This window comes from Erwinia sp. SLM-02 (genome assembly GCF_037450285.1).
GTDB lineage: Bacteria > Pseudomonadota > Gammaproteobacteria > Enterobacterales > Enterobacteriaceae > Erwinia.
This window is the reverse complement of record NZ_JAQISN010000001.1, coordinates 785,443-801,623: the sequence shown is the minus strand read 5'-3', so window position 1 is coordinate 801,623 and position 16,181 is coordinate 785,443. Positions and strand designations below refer to the sequence as shown.

General features: G+C 49.5%; 25 protein-coding genes. 9 read left to right on the top strand and 16 right to left on the bottom strand.

Going from position 1 to position 16,181, the window contains the following annotated elements:
* Positions 1-348: 348 nt before the first annotated feature.
* Positions 349-591, bottom strand: a complete 243-nt coding sequence (locus PGH32_RS03830; protein WP_337893226.1) for a DUF2560 family protein — start codon at positions 589-591, stop codon at positions 349-351.
* A gap of 338 nt (positions 592-929) precedes the next feature.
* Here PGH32_RS03830 and PGH32_RS03825 point away from each other — a divergent pair, with 338 nt between their 5' ends.
* Entirely contained in the window at positions 930-1,061 is a 132-nt protein-coding gene (locus PGH32_RS03825; protein ID WP_337893225.1) for an entericidin A/B family lipoprotein, read from the top strand.
* Positions 1,062-1,098: 37 nt separating this feature from the next.
* Here PGH32_RS03825 and PGH32_RS03820 read toward each other — a convergent pair whose 3' ends face one another.
* Genes PGH32_RS03820 through PGH32_RS03810 form a run of 3 tightly spaced genes read right to left on the bottom strand, consistent with a single transcriptional unit; the run spans position 1,099 to position 2,251 of the window.
* A complete protein-coding gene (locus PGH32_RS03820; RefSeq protein ID WP_337893224.1) occupies positions 1,099-1,275 on the bottom strand; it encodes a hypothetical protein in 177 nt (58 codons plus the stop codon).
* Positions 1,276-1,283: 8 nt separating this feature from the next.
* Positions 1,284-1,910 carry a glycoside hydrolase family 19 protein gene (locus tag PGH32_RS03815; protein WP_337893223.1) on the bottom strand — a complete coding sequence of 209 codons (627 nt, stop codon included), beginning with the start codon at positions 1,908-1,910 and terminating at the stop codon, positions 1,284-1,286.
* A gap of 2 nt (positions 1,911-1,912) precedes the next feature.
* A complete protein-coding gene (locus PGH32_RS03810; protein WP_105595565.1) occupies positions 1,913-2,251 on the bottom strand; it encodes a phage holin, lambda family in 339 nt (112 codons plus the stop codon).
* A 309-nt stretch (positions 2,252-2,560) separates the two neighbouring features.
* On the opposite strand from PGH32_RS03810, the gene PGH32_RS03805 reads away from it, so the two are divergent.
* Together PGH32_RS03805 and PGH32_RS03800 are read left to right on the top strand one after the other, a co-directional pair.
* Positions 2,561-3,640 (top strand): hypothetical protein, encoded by a 1,080-nt coding sequence (locus tag PGH32_RS03805; RefSeq protein ID WP_337893222.1) that lies wholly within the window; start codon positions 2,561-2,563, stop codon positions 3,638-3,640.
* A gap of 15 nt (positions 3,641-3,655) precedes the next feature.
* On the top strand, positions 3,656-4,165 hold the full coding sequence (locus PGH32_RS03800; RefSeq protein WP_337893221.1) for a hypothetical protein: 510 nt from the start codon (positions 3,656-3,658) through the stop codon (positions 4,163-4,165).
* Positions 4,166-4,180: 15 nt separating this feature from the next.
* Here PGH32_RS03800 and PGH32_RS03795 read toward each other — a convergent pair whose 3' ends face one another.
* From PGH32_RS03795 to PGH32_RS03740, 12 genes are all read right to left on the bottom strand, one after another.
* The gene (locus PGH32_RS03795) at positions 4,181-4,543 is read right to left on the bottom strand and encodes an antiterminator Q family protein (protein WP_337893220.1); all 363 of its coding nucleotides are present in this window, start codon (positions 4,541-4,543) and stop codon (positions 4,181-4,183) included.
* Positions 4,536-5,579 (bottom strand): DUF968 domain-containing protein, encoded by a 1,044-nt coding sequence (locus PGH32_RS03790; RefSeq protein WP_337893219.1) that lies wholly within the window; start codon positions 5,577-5,579, stop codon positions 4,536-4,538. Before PGH32_RS03790 ends, PGH32_RS03795 begins: the two co-directional genes overlap by 8 nt.
* Positions 5,576-6,394 (bottom strand): KilA-N domain-containing protein, encoded by an 819-nt coding sequence (locus tag PGH32_RS03785; RefSeq protein WP_337893218.1) that lies wholly within the window; start codon positions 6,392-6,394, stop codon positions 5,576-5,578. Before PGH32_RS03785 ends, PGH32_RS03790 begins: the two co-directional genes overlap by 4 nt.
* A 105-nt stretch (positions 6,395-6,499) precedes the next feature.
* Complete coding sequence (locus PGH32_RS03780) at positions 6,500-6,856, bottom strand: RusA family crossover junction endodeoxyribonuclease (protein WP_337893217.1); 357 nt, start codon at positions 6,854-6,856, stop codon at positions 6,500-6,502.
* On the bottom strand, positions 6,853-7,686 hold the full coding sequence (locus PGH32_RS03775; RefSeq protein ID WP_337893216.1) for a DNA adenine methylase: 834 nt from the start codon (positions 7,684-7,686) through the stop codon (positions 6,853-6,855). The genes PGH32_RS03780 and PGH32_RS03775 overlap by 4 nt, the downstream gene beginning before the upstream one ends.
* On the bottom strand, positions 7,679-9,034 hold the full coding sequence (locus PGH32_RS03770) for a chromosome partitioning protein ParB (RefSeq protein ID WP_337893215.1): 1,356 nt from the start codon (positions 9,032-9,034) through the stop codon (positions 7,679-7,681). The genes PGH32_RS03775 and PGH32_RS03770 overlap by 8 nt, the downstream gene beginning before the upstream one ends.
* 61 nt (positions 9,035-9,095) lie before the next feature.
* Positions 9,096-9,545, bottom strand: coding sequence for a PerC family transcriptional regulator (locus PGH32_RS03765; RefSeq protein WP_337893214.1), 450 nt, complete (start codon positions 9,543-9,545; stop codon positions 9,096-9,098).
* Entirely contained in the window at positions 9,542-10,603 is a 1,062-nt protein-coding gene (locus PGH32_RS03760; RefSeq protein ID WP_337893213.1) for a conserved phage C-terminal domain-containing protein, read from the bottom strand. The genes PGH32_RS03765 and PGH32_RS03760 overlap by 4 nt, the downstream gene beginning before the upstream one ends.
* On the bottom strand, positions 10,600-10,776 hold the full coding sequence (locus PGH32_RS03755; protein WP_337893212.1) for a DUF4222 domain-containing protein: 177 nt from the start codon (positions 10,774-10,776) through the stop codon (positions 10,600-10,602). The genes PGH32_RS03760 and PGH32_RS03755 overlap by 4 nt, the downstream gene beginning before the upstream one ends.
* Complete coding sequence (locus PGH32_RS03750; protein WP_337893211.1) at positions 10,773-10,967, bottom strand: hypothetical protein; 195 nt, start codon at positions 10,965-10,967, stop codon at positions 10,773-10,775. Before PGH32_RS03750 ends, PGH32_RS03755 begins: the two co-directional genes overlap by 4 nt.
* Before the next feature lie 17 nt (positions 10,968-10,984).
* Positions 10,985-11,509 (bottom strand): YmfL family putative regulatory protein, encoded by a 525-nt coding sequence (locus PGH32_RS03745; RefSeq protein ID WP_337893210.1) that lies wholly within the window; start codon positions 11,507-11,509, stop codon positions 10,985-10,987.
* A 28-nt stretch (positions 11,510-11,537) separates the two neighbouring features.
* A complete protein-coding gene (locus PGH32_RS03740) occupies positions 11,538-11,735 on the bottom strand; it encodes a Cro/CI family transcriptional regulator (RefSeq protein ID WP_337893209.1) in 198 nt (65 codons plus the stop codon).
* A 92-nt stretch (positions 11,736-11,827) separates the two neighbouring features.
* On the opposite strand from PGH32_RS03740, the gene PGH32_RS03735 reads away from it, so the two are divergent.
* From PGH32_RS03735 to PGH32_RS03710, 6 genes are all read left to right on the top strand, one after another.
* Positions 11,828-12,487 carry a LexA family protein gene (locus PGH32_RS03735; protein ID WP_337894253.1) on the top strand — a complete coding sequence of 220 codons (660 nt, stop codon included), beginning with the start codon at positions 11,828-11,830 and terminating at the stop codon, positions 12,485-12,487.
* Positions 12,488-13,358: 871 nt separating this feature from the next.
* A complete protein-coding gene (locus PGH32_RS03730) occupies positions 13,359-13,928 on the top strand; it encodes a 3'-5' exonuclease (RefSeq protein ID WP_337893208.1) in 570 nt (189 codons plus the stop codon).
* Positions 13,928-14,608, top strand: a complete 681-nt coding sequence (locus tag PGH32_RS03725) for a hypothetical protein (protein ID WP_337893207.1) — start codon at positions 13,928-13,930, stop codon at positions 14,606-14,608. The genes PGH32_RS03730 and PGH32_RS03725 overlap by 1 nt, the downstream gene beginning before the upstream one ends.
* A complete protein-coding gene (locus PGH32_RS03720; protein WP_337893206.1) occupies positions 14,601-15,077 on the top strand; it encodes a hypothetical protein in 477 nt (158 codons plus the stop codon). The genes PGH32_RS03725 and PGH32_RS03720 overlap by 8 nt, the downstream gene beginning before the upstream one ends.
* Entirely contained in the window at positions 15,077-15,715 is a 639-nt protein-coding gene (locus PGH32_RS03715) for a hypothetical protein (RefSeq protein ID WP_337893205.1), read from the top strand. Before PGH32_RS03720 ends, PGH32_RS03715 begins: the two co-directional genes overlap by 1 nt.
* Positions 15,712-16,152: a hypothetical protein gene (locus tag PGH32_RS03710; RefSeq protein WP_337893204.1), complete on the top strand. Its 441-nt coding sequence runs from the start codon at positions 15,712-15,714 to the stop codon at positions 16,150-16,152. Before PGH32_RS03715 ends, PGH32_RS03710 begins: the two co-directional genes overlap by 4 nt.
* Positions 16,153-16,181: the final 29 nt, after the last annotated feature.

Below are 16,181 nucleotides of genomic sequence, written 5' to 3'. Positions count from 1 at the left end.
TTTTCCTGATAAATTATATAGGGTTACAAACTGGTCTGATGACAGTCAAAATAAAAAAGTGACAGCTGACAGGTTAATTACTCCAAATGATTCAATAAGTTAACTAACCTGCTGCTGTCAGCATGAAAATTCAAAAACTAGCCGTTTTCCGCGAGCTCGTCTCCCCGTGGCTGGCACCCCCTCCGGGAGTACCTTTTCAAATGATATTCATTCTCACTTGAATCGATATGGTTGCAAATGCAATCATATCTTATGATATCATTTCATAATGAAACCATTTATTAACTTGATAATGTTATGTTATTACATATCAATATAGGCAATGGCATTATTGCGTTACGGGCTTGGTCACTCTGCGAAGGTGGTGTTACTGATGACTGCCAGTGCTTCGACCGATTCCTGCACTGCCTTCGTGGCACGCGCTACCAGCTCAGCCTCGCCATATACACGGTTGTACTGCTGGATGAACAGGCGATGTTTGAACGAGTCATTCTGGATGAATGCTACAGCCACCTTTGTTGCTGCAGTGTCATAGCTCAGAGTGGCAAGTAGCTCCAGCTGGTTGGTCTGTTCAGTGGTAATTTCAGTCATAGATTCCTCGGCGGGTGGGGCTTGGAAATATTTTTCAAAATATTTCATGCATGGCTGGAAATGTAAGAATTATCCGCTATTACTTATCTTGTCTATCTGGAATTCGTTATTGTTGTTTTCTTTGAAAGTACCGCGTCAGAGTTTTCACCCCTTACCTGGCGCGGTTTTTTTTCGAATAAAAACAACGAACTACTACACTTCCTCAGGTAGCTCAACTTTCCGGTGCATCCATAAGGCGTCTCTCATATATCAACCTTTCAGAATTGATTAATGAGATAAGAAACCTTTGGAAACCAGGACCAAATCCCTGTTTCAATAATCATTAAAAGGAAGTTCAGATGAAAAAATTACTTTTATCCGTCCTCTCTGTCGTTGTTCTTTCTTCTGTATTAACTGCCTGCAACACCACTCGCGGGGTTGGAGAAGATATCTCAGCAGGCGGTAAAGCAATTCAGAAAAGCACTCAGTAATTAATTCATCAGGCCAATTTTAATTATTGGCCTGAGCTCACTTTTTTACGCTATCTGGCACCACAGCACCGACCACACCAGCCAGTGCCACACCACCGGCAATGACCGCTTCCTGAATACCAGGTGGCATCTGCCAGCCAAACACCCCCGCAACAACGAGAATAATGCCACGCCAGGTTGATGCCTCTTTCAGGCGATTGATCAGGTAGTTCATAAGACTCCTTATACGAGAATGCTTTTTGCCAGGTTGAGGCGAGCTTTGCGGTCATCAAGGCCGTTAGTCCCACCGTTAATAATCCGGGTTACGTTTTCGATACTGTGCAGCCAGTTCATGCAGCCTTTCGAAACGAAGAACCATGCAGCGCTACGGGCAGCGTTTTGCTCCAGTTCAAGCAGTTCCGGCTGGCTGACAAGATCAACCTTTATGGCGTTGCCAGTGGCGCGGTAATTGTCCAGGAACGTTGTCTGAATCAGTCCGCCGCCGCGATACTTCCAGCCATCACCCGGCAGGTTGTTGCCGAATCGCTTCTGATACACCAGATTCGCAATGGCTTTCTGTCGCTCAACTGGCAAAGCGCTTTCACCGGGCTTTCGGCCCAGCGTTAACGCCTGGTCTTTAGTTAGTCGCTTTGGAACGAACGTGACGATCAAAGCCTGCACGCTGTAATTAAAGTTCTCACGCGTGGCATTAAATCCGCTCGACTCATGCCCCACCTGTGCAATAAACATCGCCTTCGCCGTTGGGCTGTTAATGCCAAACTCGGTCATCGCTGCATCAATATGCGGAAACCAGTGCGCAGCTAACCCGGCGCTGATGCCAGCCGCCCGTTGAAATTGTGATTGGTTCATTGTTATGCCCTTGGAGAGTTTCCGAAGCGGGTATTCAGGATGGCGAGAAGAAGCTTTCTGAACTGCTCCACTCCGATAAAGCCGATACCGCCGCCAATCGCGATCGACAGGGAGCGAGAAAGCTCCAGATATTCAAGGCCAGAGGCAACGCTCAAAGTCAGAGCACCGCAAAGCAATCCCTCTAACACCATTTTTTTCCAGCCGCCGCCGGTGTAAGCAATACGCAAGACGGCCATCACAAACGCCAGTAGAACTGAGCCAACCGGCGTATCTCCGCGCCACCAAGCGGCAATGATTTCACTGAACTCAGCCCAGTTGTGGGGGTTGTTAGGCATACGCATATCTCTCACCTCCGGGATTACCGGTTGGGCGCTGTGTGCTATGAAAGAGAAAGGGGAAAACACCCCACCAGAAAGCAAAAAACCCCGCCGATTGGCGAGGTTTCGATGATGTAAGCTGTGTGTCTATGTGACCACTCTTAACACAATACACGCTCTTTTGCGGACCGCAATAATGATTTTTTAAACTTTTTCCTATATTGTTAAGGGAAAATAACCGATCGCTACCTCTCGCACATCATGCGAATCGAATAATAGATTGATTTATATTGATATTTTTTATTTTACCATACTAACTTGTTAAGGTTACATATGCTAAAACAGAGTCGTCAAAAGGCCATTCATTACAAGCGAGCCGCGATTTCAAACTGTTCGTCTGATCTTCAGTCGATTTTAGAATCGATCATTTCTGAAGACGGGACGGCCTCAAAGGTGGGTATGAGAAGAGAACAGATCAGCCCATCTGACAGCCAAAGCGGTTATAGACTTATTAACAGAAGCAGCACTTTTAAAACAATACTATTTGGCCAACTAATATTGTTTGAGCAGGGCAAGAGCCAAGCGTTAATGACGATTAGTGATGATGTCAGTTTTTATGACATAAACGCTATAACATCTGAGCAAATCAAACTTGATGCAGACAATAAAATTACCATTGAAGAAAAGAATAAGATAAAAAGAGAGTTTGTTGATTCCATTCTTTACTTTGGTGTTCTGAAAAACCATATCATTATAGTACAATCTAGCTCTTTAAGATCAAAGGATATTGAAACGCATCTCAATTGGTTAATTCATAATTTCAGTTCTGATTTTAATGACAATAGTGTTCTTGTACTTAAAGATAAACCTACTAGTGAAACAATACAGAAACTAGAGACAACCCCGGTTAGAAAAATTAACCTCGGAAGTGTTCCTGTGAAAACAAAAAATGACGATGGGACTATAAGTATAGTTAATACTGTTAATCCAGAATCAGCGCAGAAGCACTCTGTAGTGGAGAAGGTTAGAAAGGTTAAGTTCATGCCAACCGGGAAAGGTGGCAGCATTCTAAAAGCCGCCTTTGGTGAAGATTGGTTTAGCAATCTAAATCTAGAAGATTCACTTGATGATGCAAACTTACAAGTAAATTTAGAAATAACCTATTTTCGTAAAACAACAAAAGATGGGCAACTTGTAATGGACACTCTTGCCACATCATTAAGAAACTCTGACAGTGATGATATTGAGATATCACTTCAAGGCGGCGGAACTATTAAAGGTACAGATCTAAAACTATCCGGGTCAATTAGCATTCAATACAACAATGGACTTATTGACGAAAATCATTTATATTTACAGATGCAGAAATGGTTATACTCAAAAGTAGATGCCGGAGAAGTTGAACCTAAATAACATAAAGAGGCTAATATGAATTTCAAATGGTTTTTAGTTAAATTCATTCTAGCCTTTTTTTGTGGTTACCTCCTGCTTTATTTCATTTCAGGAAAAGTAGAGCTAGCTGCCACACCCACGCCATGGGTAATGATAACGTTGTTGTTATTTCCTTCAACCTACTGTGCACAAGCCTTCTTTAAGCTTCCAGAAGCTGATGAACATCCATCCTTAACATCTGATGAGTTAAGAAGACTAAAGCCAATAATTAAAATAAAATCAAGAAGGCTAACTTTTATTTTTATCTATTACTTAGTATCCGCAACAATTATTTCCATTGGCTTTTTTAGCATACCAAATGCATCTTGTTATTTCAGAGTATTGATTTCTTTCTTTGGCGGGTTACTTATATCATCACTCTATTCATTCTTCTTAATTAAATCAACAATGGATGAGATACAGTCCTTCAAAAGCAAATTAATTCATCGTGCAGAAGCTGAAAAGAAAAAAAGAGAATTGTTAGATAGTATAAAGAAGGCGGACTAATCCGCCTTCTTTAATTCAATCATCCATTTCTAATTTCACCTCTAGCATTGAAAGACATCCCTCAACAAACCCCTCGGCTAGCTGGAATCTGATTCGAATTAGTTTCTCGTCACAGCCTGCTTTCTTCGCAATCTGACGTTTTGATACCCCTTTAATGTAATACTCCTCGAGGAGTGCGTGCTCATCTGGGCGCTTTAGCTTTAATCTTCCTACGCATGCATCAACAATCAGGGCGTCAGAGTCTGTACAGCTGTTACCACTACTGGACGCGCTCGGTAGCAGCCCCTTAAAGCCAGCTGCAATTGGCGAGTAATCTGTATCATAACGATGGCGGGACCATACACCCCAGCGTTCGAGCACCATTTGAATATCACGCATTCTTCTCTCCCAAGATTTTTTTACCCGTAGCAATCACACCGATCGCCAGGACTCTGTCCAGAACGCGTAGAAGCAGTTCAGGCTGAGTGCCATACTTCTCTTCGAACGCGCCTACATCCGCATGAAGTTCATCGTGATGCGCCCTGCAAAGCGGTATCACGAACAGGTCATGCGTCTTTGTTGCCATACCACCCAGACCGTAGCCGATTAGGTGGTGTGGGTCGTCTGCCTGCCGTCCACAGCACAGGCATGGTTGCTGCTTCACCCAGCGGGTGTACTTCTCGTTCGTCCAGCGGCGGCGCTTAGGGCGCAGCATGAATGATTCTGGCGTTTCCGGATCGATGGCCAGCTCAACAATCTGAGCCGCTTTCTCTGCCAGCTCTGTGGCGGCAGCTGGTTCGTGCCGGATGTCTGCCTCTTTCATCGTTCCGCGTGGGGCCGGTAATGGCGGTAACTTCAGTACGCGACGGGCCAGCGCATCCGGCATTTTATCGGCGACACCGTTCATTGATGCCCACAGAGTGACTTCAGGCAGCGTGACGTGATGCCCCTCCGGCATCTGGAAACCCGCCTGCACGCGGTATAGCAACCACTCCGCTGCATTCCTCCGGGCTGTCGCCTCCAGTTCCGGGGATGACTCCTGCTCTCTCAGTCGGTTGTCGCACTGATAGCAGAGGCGTACAGCTGATTTGCCGACATGGAGTATCGTTTCACCATGACTGTGGTCCAGCGCGGTATTCTGGCATCCGGTGCCGATGTGGCGTTGATGTTGCGAGGTTAGCCAGTTTACCAGCGCGTCACGACCACCAGCAGCACTGATGACCTCGTCGGAAGACAGGAACATCACCACATCAGGATCATCCAGCAGCGGTTGAGCGACATCAACGATACGCCCTGACGGCATGCTCTGCATAAACTCCGGCAGTGTGCTTATTAGAACGCGGCCAGACTGAAACAAAGGCATAGCCTCGCTTCCGGGTTTAAGTAGCACAGTGCCCAGCTGTTCGACCCGAAACGGCATCAGGATTGCTCTCATTCACCCTCCTGATCGACCGTCATCATCATCCGAATAAGCTCGGCTGATTTTGAAGTGAAGAAGTGTGGCTGCGTCTCGCGCGGGCTTTTCGGATTTGTCACGTTCTTGGCATACATCAGCCCTTTCTTCGTAACCATCCAGAAGCCTTTAACACCATTGACTGCATATCTGGAATTACTTGGACGCGACATGCGCTGCACAATAGACAGCTTTTCCAGCCTCACATAAGCGTCTGCCGTGTTGATAGCGATCTTATTGTTGCGCAGCATCGTAGTGAGTGAGGTTGTCGGACGGCTTGAACCATCAACAGCGTCGGCGGGTGCGTCGATAGCATAAACGGGCATCATATTCGGCAGACCGGCAAATGTCTGAAGGGTCTGATAAGCGCCCAGCTTTGATGAATTGGAGAGGTTCAGCATTCTGGCAGCGGATTCAAGCAGGATTACGCCTGCCTGAACCTGGTCGGAACGCTGCGACTGAGCGTGACCGGTCACGGTGGCGTCAAAGGTGCGGATTACTTTCAGGTGAAAAGCGGGACTGATCCACATGCCATAAGCGTAAACCAGTTCTTTGCAAACGTAAGTGCCCTGCTGCAGGCCGCCACGAATTATGGATACTGGCTGATTTTCGACCGAGGCAGGATTTCCGGCCTCGGTCAGTTCCTGTACAAGCTCTCTGGTCTGGTCATTGCCGAGCCAGTACTGAGCCCTGTGTTTTGGTAGCCCACCAGCGGCACTGTGAAGATCGTTCAGGCAGTAGCGCCCTTCTTTATCCTGGCGTACAGAAACACCGTCAATTACGAGTAACTGATTCATGATTTTCTCCCAATTTAGTGAAATGGAACCAGCGTCTGCAAACAACTGGAACCACTGATCAAATGTACATGCTCTGGTTTGCTATCACAACTGCAATGCCTTGAGCTATCGATGAAATTCATTGATCGTTACCTCCGCCTTGCCGTGACATGTCACGCTACCCCACTCCACTACCATCCGTTTTATCTGGCTGTCATCAGCCCAAACGCCAGCGTGAGTGAGTCCGTCGAATAGTGCTTTCTGGAAGTTATCCAAATCGCGCTTCATCCGGTTCGGTGGGTATAGAATTACGTGTACTTCTACATCGTGAGTTATCGCCTGAGGTCGTCGGCGCAACTGCTCATAAACAGCGGCAATCGCACCAACGCGATATTTCCGGCCGCGTTCGCTGATTAACGCGCCCTTGCCAGTAGAGCGCCAGTATCCGTTTACGCTTGGGGGGAATGGCAGGATCAGCTTCATAGTGTGGCCACCACGTCTTTTGCGGCAGTGCGTGTACTGCCCTTGCTGGAAATAGAGCGACGCCCGTTAACTTCGTGGATCACGAATCCGTGCTGGTGATAAAGCTCAATGATTTTGGGTGCGCCTGAATTGGATATGACGATGCGTGCGCCGCGCTGATGTGCAGCAACGCAATGCTCTGCCAGAGCTACCTGCTCTTCCCATGCAAATCCACCAGCGGAATACGATGTGAAACCGGCAGTGCCGGGAAGTGGCTCATATGGTGGATCGCAGTACACAACATCACCGGCACCAGCCAGTGCCAGCGTCCGGCGGAACCCGGCATTCATAAACACGCAGTTGTGGGCCATTGCGGTGAATGCCTTTAGCTCCTGTTCCGGGTAATACGGTGCGCGATACTTGCCATATGGCACGTTAAACTTATTGCTGAGGCTGTACCGGCACAGGCCGTTGAAGCAATGCCGGTTTAGATACAGGAACGCCGCGGCACGCTCAGGCCCGTCCATGTGCTGGTTGTTGAACTGTGTACGGATTGCAGCAAAGCTCTCTGCGTCGCCCATGTGCTCAAACATAAAGCGCGCGTGTCTGGCTACATCTCCGGGAACCACGGCCAGCATCTGATAGAGATTAATTAAGTCGGCGTTTGTATCACCCAGGAGGAATTCAGCGTGTTTACTGGAGTTCAGGAAGACCGAGCCGCCACCAACGAACGGCTCAATTAACCTGCCCCCGGAGGGCAGGTGTTTATCCAGTTCATCGAGCAGGGAGTATTTACCGCCCGCCCATTTCAGGAACGGGCGCTGCCTGCTCTGAGTGGCAGTCTCAGTCATTGGCTTTCCTTGCCAGTTCGGCGATTGCCTGCTGTACCGCTGCACGCAGTGAGCGGATGTTTGTCCAGCTGACGCTGAGGGTACATTGCAGCAGGCTCAGGTATGCCGGTACGGATTTGATTGCAGCCCGATTCTCCTGGTATACCGTCAGGAAGCGATCAAACATGTCCTCGCGCTGGCCTTCGTCGGTGTATGTCTTATCAACCCACTCACGCAAAGCGCTGGAACTGTCGTGCTGTTCGATCAGGCCTAACGCTCTCTGAATGGCATCGGCGGGAATAGTCACAACCTGCGGAGCTTCAACTGAATCAGCAGCCCATGTGTGGGCGTATTTTGATTCGTTGAAGGTGTATTCATCCTTCTCGCCGAACGCAGCTGCAGCACATGCCCACACCGCCACACCGCTGTGATCGATAATCTCCTGCTTGTTCAGTGGCAGGTATTCGTCGTTTGCTTCGGGTTCTGACGGTTTAACTGCTGGCTGTGGCTGTCCACGCTGTCCGTGCTTTTCACGATACTCAGCCAGTATTCCCATTGCTTCCAGATACACATCATCTGGCGCGGTGTAGCCGTCATCAGTGAAATCAAATGCGGCAAGCAACTCCACCAGCCGACGAGCCTTAACTGCGCTGAACTGCGGCATAGCTGCGGATTTGGTCAGTTTCTTCTTGCCAGATGCTTTAGCCTCGGCCAGTTTCTGTTCTGCTACTGCGCCAGCTTTAGGGCCATGTTCGCGTGACAGCGCCACTGCAGTAGTTGGTGCAACCTCTCCAGCCTCAACCATGCCGATTAGCACTTCGCCGGATGACAGAAGCTGCAGGTGACTCTCAATGTCAGATACAGACCGGTGAAAGGCTCTTGATATTTCGGCAATTTCATAACCCTGCTTTCTGGCTCGGTTATATTGCTGCGCACGCTGAATGGGCGTGATTGGCAGACTGTCATTACTACCGGCCTGATGTGCGAGACGTTCCAGCTCAGTGCCGATAAAATCCCGGCACTCGATGCGGATGATATTGGTTCCGGCCTCGATAGCCATACCTGCACCAACATAGCGATGCTGGCCATCATCAACCCTGACGCCCTTCTCCGTGACGGTTACAGACAGCGGTGGAAGATCAGCACCCGCAATCCACAGATCACGCATGTGCTCGGCCCATTCCTGATTCAGTGGACGGATGTTGTCGCCTGGCTCCAGATACAACTCACTGTAAGGAACCATGTAGGTTTTCTTGGTTGTGATTTCGCTGCCACTTTTGGCCTTTTGTTTATACATCTGCGAAAGGGTTGTCATTTGCTTACCATCTCCATTACCAGTGCCAGTAAGAGCAGGAAAATCAGAACGCATGCCGTCCGGATGCTGTGATAAAAAATCTCGTTGCGGCTGAAGTGAGCCTTAATTTTGCTTTTCAAAAGTCTCTCCAGAGGTCCAGGTGTGGAACTGATACCGAGCTAACGCTGCTGCCCTCTGAATGCGTCCGAAGTGCGCCGCCACAGCTGATGCAATGCTCACGGCGGGCAGCTGCACGACCCCTTGTTTCCTCGTCTCTGGCCGCGTCCATAGCTAACAGCCAGAAGTGAGCAGCACGACGCCATAGCCCCGCTTGCTCGCGAGACATCGCCTTTTCACGCAGAGCGCGGTACTTCTGGTTTGATTCGGTAAATTCTTCTTCCTGAACCAGGCGATATGAATACACTCTGCTGTTCACTAAGTGGCGATGCAGCACGTCACTCATCAGCAGTTCGGCCAGTACCGTTTGAATAATTCGTCGTGGTATCCCGGCACCATCGGCAATCTGTTTTGCGGAGCTGTCAGGGTGACTGCGTACGAACTCAACGGCTTTTTCACGAATATTCATGCTGCTTTTCCTCCCGACACGCGCCCTGCGCAGTCTTTCCAGATGCTGTTCCAGCGGCTTACTGCGAAATCTGCACGCATCCCACGAACACCTGCTTTGCTGGCCTCGGCCTTGACGGTCTGCTCCAGTTGACTTGGGTTTTTAAGGGGGTTACTGCTGCCGATAAACCGACGGTAAGCCGCGTCACGCTCCGTCACGTCCACGTTGTCACCACCAATAACTTCACCGCCCGCTTTGACCCACTTCCCGTTCACACACTTCGGACGGCCAGCTTCAGCCCATTTCTGAGCGCCAGACAGGTAGCCTGGGAATTTAGTGGGCTGGAACATCGTGGCTGGTCGCAGATACTCAGCCATCTTCAAATCGCCGGACCATTTGGCATTCAGGTAATCCACGGTCAGGATCAGCTCGTCAGTGGTGAACTCTTCACCCAGGCGAGCACGGATGTTTTCGAGTGAGGTTTTACCGACCTGATAGCGTGAGACGGTAACCTGATTCAGGTGTGTGAGTACCTGTTTCGCAGAGTCAGTCAAAACGACTTCGGGGTCGGGCTCTGCAGGAGCCTGACAAAGAGTTTTTTTATCTGACGGATCATGTGTTGAAGTTACTGACGGATCGCCCCCAGATTCTGGAGGGTGAAAACCTGCTCTGGCCGAGTTTTCTGACGGGTCAAATTTTGATGCATCGGATTTTGAACGGTCAGATTCTGATGCGTCAGATTTTGATGTGTCAGGATTTGACGTGTCAGATTCTGACAGGTGGAAAATTGCAGCATCGCGCAGTTTCTTAACGTTGATCTGATACAGGTTCGAACCGTTGCGATTACCCTTGCGGCGGGCTGTCCTGCTTATCCAGCCATCCTGCTCCAGCTTTCCAAGCGCGGTGCGCACAGTGCTCGGACCCGCACCAATCTGACGGGCGATCGTTGCTACAGATGGCCAGCAAACGCCTTCATCATTGGAAAAGTCAGCCAGCCGAGCCATGATTGCCACGCTGGTGATCTTCATTCCGGCCGCAGCGCAACCATCCCAGACAAATGCAGATAATTTAACGCTCATAAAACCCTCGTGAATTTCTTGCGGAACAATTCCAGCGGCTGCATGCACTCATGCTCGTAGCCGTCCCGCCGATAAATAACCTGCTGCTTTTCTGCATCCCAGCGCACAACACGGACAAGAACGCCGCGCGGGTCGCGATAAGTTCGGTCAAGGTTCTGACTGTCTTCGGTCATACCCTCACCTCAGCAAGCGCGTTTACCTGCCGGAAAATCTCAGCGACTTTCAATTCATCTACCACTGCGACAGCGTGCTGGTAGTTGCCAGCTGCCGTTGATACGGATACCTTTTCGACATAGACGAAACGGCCACCAGCGAAAACACAACGTAATTGCGGAATGCCTGCGTTTATGAGTAAACTGTTCATGTGATGTTCTCCCAAGATCATTCGCACCGAGGGCTACTAGCTGCAAACTGGTAGCCCTCAACCTTTCTGCTGTTAATCAACTCAATCGCATCCGACTGAAAACCAAACAAACTTGACCAGGCTATGAAGCCAATGGCTGAGTGACGCATGTATTCCATGAACTTACCGCCAACGTGTTTGAACTCTTGTCGATCGACAATGCCGTCTTCTTCGGCGTCGAGTTTTGCTTGTGCGACCTGTCCGCGCGCCGCATCGGCACGCATCTGGCTGCTGTAGAGATCGACGTTGTCTATCTCACCAAGTGCAGGACGCTTGAATGTCATGAGGCCACGACGAGATGCCTGATACTCAGCCAGCAGGCAGGTGCCTGACAGGTCTTCCATCAACTCAAGATCGGAATGCGAAAAGAACCGGCATTTGTTTTTTTCGTAAAGGCTGTTGTTGAACTGATCGATGTTCATGCCAAGAGCAGCGGCCATAGCGGAACGGCCACCAGCAACTTCCTTACACATCGCTTTTACTGTCTCTTTGATATCCACCATCTCAATCCCGTTTTGGTAGTTATGTGAGTTAAGACTTTTGGTTATGTTTGTTTTGATAAAGCGACGGGTCATAACGCAATACACCCTTTGTTATGCGTTCAAGGCGCATGGCCTGTTTTTCGGGAATGACGTCACCCCAACGGGATATGGCCGGGTGCCTAATACCTAAGGCATCTGCGGTTTTTACGACGCCACCGAAATGCTGAACGACAAGGCTTTTGAACATTTATGGCTCCTCTTTTTAATTTTGATGAAGGTAACAAAAGTTACCTAACGAAGCAAACATCTTTTACGTTGGATTCAGGTAACATTGGTTACATGAAAACCGAAATGAATGATCGAATCAGGCAGAGGCGCACACAGTTGGAGCTCACGCAGCTACAGCTGGCTAAACAGCTGGGCGTTAGCCGTGTATCTGTAACCAAATGGGAGAATGGAAGCGTTAAACCTGCAGGCGAGAATCTCCACCAATTGGCACTCGCTCTTTCATGCAGCCCAGAATGGATACTCTACGGAACAGGGGATCAGGTTAAGGATGACACCAAGCTCAAACCAGTCTCTCCACCGCTGACTTCGGTACCAGTGATATCTTCAGTTCAGGCGGGTGCATGGACTGATTCATATGCTGCAGCGCGGTTGAGTGATGTAATCAGATGGTGCTCTACTACTGTGAAGGTTTCAGATGACTCTTTTGCCTTGGATGTTCGAGGCGAATCTATGACAAATCCAAATGGTTACCCCAGCATTCCTGAGGGCTCAACCGTTATTGTTGAGCCTCATTATGGTTCGTTCGATGATTTGAATGGCAAGATAGTAGTAGCAATAACTGATGGCAGTTCTGAAGCGACAGTGAAAAGATTGGTGATGGATGGCCCTTACAGATACTTGATGCCCCTTAATCCTCTTTTCAAACCTATCCAGTGCGATAATACCTGCAGAATTTTAGGTAAAGTCGTACAGGTGCTCCAAGAGGTTTAACTCCCGCCCGCTAATGCGGGTGTTTTTTTACCCCCGAAGGTAACTTTTGTTACCTTACCTATTGACACCAAATGTACCTTAAATTACCTTTAACCACGTAGTAAGGTTAACCAGTGTTACTTTCAATGCTGAATGCAGTGCGAATGCTGTGTGTAGTCTTGGCGGTTGGCAGGTTATTGCCACCCAGGGTAGATAGTTTCCAGCCCTGTTAACCGCCCTTTTTAGGCGTCATTAGCACAGCAGGAAAGAGCACCGGCCTTCTAAGCCGTAGATTGCAGAAGTATCCCCGGCTCCTACCGGGGAATTTAATTAATTACTGCGTTTATTGAACATCAGAAACGGGAGAGTAAAAGCAGTTGCATAACCCAGCATCTGCCAAAAACTCTCTGGTGTTCCTTTCTGGATGAAGATACCTACCTGTTGTAGTAGGTCGAACGAATCTATGAAAGTTTGCATTTTCAATACCCTGTAAATGGCTAGTTGAATATGAGTTTAGGTGCGCACCTAAATCCAAAATACGCTAGGAGATCAGGGGGTCGAATAGCCCAAAACGCAAAGATTTGTTATGAAGTGTCAAGTTATTGCAGGATTGATAATTTTTTGCTCACAACAGCAATGCCATTCGGGTGAAACGGGCTCATAACCCAATCTTCATCCTGCCAAACGAGTGGCATTCCTGTTGTGTTGCATCCGGTGATGGTCAGGTCTAATCCCCCTGGCGCAGGTTCAACTCCTGCCACGCAATCTTCGGGAGACTCACCGGCTGATGTGGTGCGTTGCAGCGCCCACCAGCCATTAATTAATAAATTCGGTTTGCTGAATTATTGCCAGCTCGGCAAGGGATTCGTGCAGCCTGAAAACGGGAAATCACATGAACCACTTAATGATCGACCTCGAAACTATGGGCAATAAGCCTAATGCCGCAATCGTATCCATTGGCGCTGTTTTCTTTGAGCCGGCCACCGGAAAAATCGGCCCTCAATTCTCTTCAAGCGTTCAACTGGAGAGCGAAACTGAATTAGGCGCATCGCTGGATGCCGAGACGATCATGTGGTGGTTACAGCAATCCAGCGAGGCCCGTGCAGCTATCGTCTCTTCTTCATTCCCCATCGCTGCAGTGCTGACTGATTTGAGCCGCTTCGTAATCGAAGGTCGCTCTGCAAACAATGTTCAGGTGTGGGGTAATGGCGCGACGTTCGACAACGTCATTCTGCGGTCGGCATACCAGCGCACACAGTTACCCGCGTTCTGGCCATTCTGGAATGACCGCGATGTGCGCACGATGGTTGAACTCGGTCGCCAGCTGGGTATCGACCCAAAGCGTGATATGCCCTTCCCCGGTGATCGTCATAACGCACTGGATGATGCCATCCATCAGGCGCAATACGTTTCCGTTATCTGGCAGAAGTTAATTCCGACCACCAGCGAGGGGGTTAACTAATGTCTTCTCTAATTCGCTTTATCCGTGATGTAAGCAGCCACCAGCTGAGTGTTATCCGTGATGATGGCTTGTATCGTCATCTGCGTTTTTCTCGCCCTAGCACCAATGCTTATTACTTCGATATCGTCACCTGGCCTGGCTATCTGACTGTCACTGGCGATATGGGTACGTGGACGTTCAGCCGTATAGCTGACATGTTCGATTTCTTTGGGGGCGCTCGCGAAAGCTTCTACATTAACCCCGGCTACTGGTCAGAGAAATTCGAGTCTGGCGCGGGCGGTTCACGCTATGACAGTCCTTGCTTTGAGTTCGATGAAGGGGCTTTCGAAAAGAGCCTGAATGATTGGCTTTCAGCTTACCTTGAAGGCTGTGAAGACGAGCACGATCGTGAAATGGCGAAAGATGCAGTGTCTGAACTGCTTAGTAATGGGTACCGCAACGCATGGATGGCTGGTCAGGCTGTAGATGATGCCTACTTCCCCAACGACGTTAGTAGTTGGGACATCCTGGACGGAATGGGGAGTTTGCAGAAACACAGCCATCATTACCTGTGGATTTGCTACGCCATCGCGTGGGGCATCGAGCGCTACAACAACCAAAAATTGGTAGCGCGGGGAATGGACACCTTCCTGTCGTTCCTGCCGGTTCACGCTGCTATTCGTGAGGTGCAGAATGCCTGAAAAAAAATACTGCTATCGCTATGTCGATCGACACGACAGCGAGGGCCGGGCAGTGATTGAGCTGGACCAGTGCGTAATCCTCCGTGAAACCGAAAAAACGTTCTGGTACTGCAGGGATTTGCCTTACATGACGCTTGAGAAAATGCAGGCATATCACAGCCGATCCGGTAACCGAAACGTTAAACGCTGCCTGAAAGGCGCTTCACGCTCGAAGTACCATCTGACGCGCGAAGAAGCACTTGCTGCCTTCACCTACAGAAAGGCTTACCAGCTTAGCCGCATAAAACTCACGGTTGAGAAGGTTTCGCTTTGCCTGGCTGCGCTATCCAGCGCCGGGCATATCCAGGGGCTTCAGGTCGTTGACGGTGAGGTTCTGGCATACAGCCGCACCGTTACCAGCGTCCCTAACTCCACCATAGTTGGCGCAAAAGGGCCGGAAGCGGCTCAATACAGCTGGGGGGAATGGTGATGCGTGAACGCGGAATAATTTTTAATTCTGAGATGGTAAAGGCAATCCTCGACGGGCGTAAGACTCAGACGCGACGTATCGTCAAACTTCCAATCATTGACCGTGACGCCATGTGTGAGCTGTCCGGCAACGAAATCGCGGGCGAAATTAACGGCGGCAACTTCCGTAACAGCCAGATCGGTCAACCGGGTGATCGCCTATGGGTGCGTGAGACTTATCGCGTTCACAGCCGCGCCACAGATGTGGCAACACTCGTCTACAAGGCAAGCGAACGTCAGAGCTGGACGCAACAAACTCACCGAGTACCTATCTCGGAGTGCAATAAACCAGTGTCTGCTGAGAAATGGACCCCATCAATTCACATGCCGCGCTGGGCCAGCCGTATAACGCTGGAGATTACCGGCGTTCGGGTTGAACGGCTGCAGCAAGTCACGGATGTAGAGGCAATGCGTGAGGGAATTCAAAACCTGACTACTTTATCCCATGCTGATTTTGGTATTCCTGGTTTGGTTAATGCGCAGCATCCTGTTCGTGCTTTCCAACTGCTATGGGAATCCATCTACGGCGCTGACAACTGGCAGGCTAACCCGTGGGTGTGGGTCATTGAGTTCAAACGCATAGAGGGAGAGCAGCCATGATCGATATCGACCTAGTTGAGCTGAAAGATGAACTGGAAGAATGGCAGGAGTTCTATAAAGACCCTGCCGATAAGAAAAACCATGCGTTTTTCACTTCATTAATCATCGTGGTTGAGCAACTGGAGTTGGTGCGCCGGGATGCGCAGGAGCCTGCTGGATGGCAGTTTAAATCAATAAATGGCGATTGGCTGGGGCTTATTGGCGAGGATGGGAAAAACCAAGCGATTAAAGAGGGCTGCGAAGTTCGCCCGCTCTACGCCTCCGCCCCTGCCGCAGTGCTGCCGCCGGAGATAACACCAGCAGAAGCGATGCGTTTCGGCAACCCGCACTGCGGGAATGGATACCAGTTGCTCGCTGACGTTTACAATCAGGCGCTTGCAGACGTCAAAGCGCTGGGGCGTCAGCCTGCCGCAGTGCTGCTGCCTGAGATTGGGTAAAAATAAAAACGCAAACGTCACATTTGTAA